2 pseudogenes are annotated in these 1,318 nt (G+C 67.7%); both read left to right on the top strand.

What is annotated here, in order from left to right:
* A pseudogene (locus AB4Z37_RS32905) lies at positions 1-86 on the top strand (autotransporter outer membrane beta-barrel domain-containing protein); the annotation flags it as partial.
* A 375-nt stretch (positions 87-461) separates the two neighbouring features.
* Positions 462-1,318: pseudogene (locus AB4Z37_RS32900) on the top strand (hypothetical protein); the annotation flags it as partial.

Here is a 1,318-nt window from a genome sequence, read left to right as displayed (position 1 = left end):
GGTCGGCTGCGGCGACCTTCGAGGGCGAGTTCTCGAACGTCACACGCTCCTACGCCGGCAAGGGCGTCGTCCGCTACGGCTGGTAACGCGATCACGACAACGACCTGCGCTCCTCGAGGCCATCGGCCTGCGAGGAGCGCAGGTTTTTTTGTATGCGCTTGTCAAGGCACGTTTTCGTTGTCGGCTGGCGCAACAGGCATCTGCGCCGTCGGCGCCTCCACGCGCAACAAGACACCCAGCAAGGCAGGAGCAGTCATCGCGGGCCCAAGTGAACTCGCGTCCAAGTGAACTCGCTTCCAAGTGAACTCGCTTGCAAGTGAGCGCGCTTGCATGCGGGCTGTGACCTTACATGCATTTACAACGCGCGGGCGCATTGGAACGCAATTCTGGCGTGGAGGCAGGTAAACCGGACCTGATCACATTTCTGCCCATTTGAGTGAAATTGGAGCGGCCTGCTCGCCATGCACAACATTTCCCGGACCTCCCGACATCACGCGCGCGCCTCCCGGTTGCATGTCGCCATGGCGCGGCGGCGGGCGCTGCTCGGATCGACAGCGCTGGTCGGCCTGCTCGCGCTGGCGCTCGAAGCTGGACCTGCGTTCGCGGGCGGCGCCGGCGGCGACAGCGGTGCGGTGTACCAGACCAGCGCGGGCAACCCGGGTCAGGCGGGGTTTGGTAACGGTCAAGGTGGCGCTGGCGCCAACGGTGACTTCGGTGGCGGCGGGGGCGGCGGTCTCGCCAATTCGACAAACGGCACCGTCGTCAACGGTGGAGTATGGACGGGCGGATCCGGCGGAGCCGGTGGCACCGGGACCAGCACCGGCACCGGCGGCGGCGGCGGCGGCGGCGGCGATAGCTGGCTGATCACGGGAGGCAACCTCACCAATAACGGTTCGATCTTGGGCGGCGCCGGTGGCGCCGGCGGCTCGGGCAACATCGATGTGACCCATATGGGCAACACCGCTTCGTCGGGCAGCGGCAGCGGCGGCGGCGGCGGCGCGGGCCTCATCGGCTCCGGCGGATACATCACCAACAACGGCGTCATCGCCGGCGGCAATGGCGGCGACGGCAGCGTCTTTTATCTATCGAGCGCTGGTGGCGGCGGCGGCGCCGGTATCTTCGGTTCAAATTTGAACATCTCCAACAACGGGACGATCAGCGGCGGCAACGGCGGTGCCGGCACGGCGAATGCCAGCGATCCCACCCGTGGCGGTGCCGGCAGCGGCGGTGCGGCTGGCGGTCTCGCCGGCTCTCCCGGCCCCACGCGTCTCAGGGACAGCGCCGGTGCGGGCGGCGCTGCCATCATCGGCAGCAACCT

Origin of the sequence: Bradyrhizobium sp. 2TAF24, assembly GCF_052115025.1 — a bacterium.
GTDB lineage: Bacteria > Pseudomonadota > Alphaproteobacteria > Rhizobiales > Xanthobacteraceae > Bradyrhizobium_A.
The sequence above is the reverse complement of the archived record's forward strand: the minus strand, read 5'-3'. Positions and strand labels throughout refer to the sequence as shown.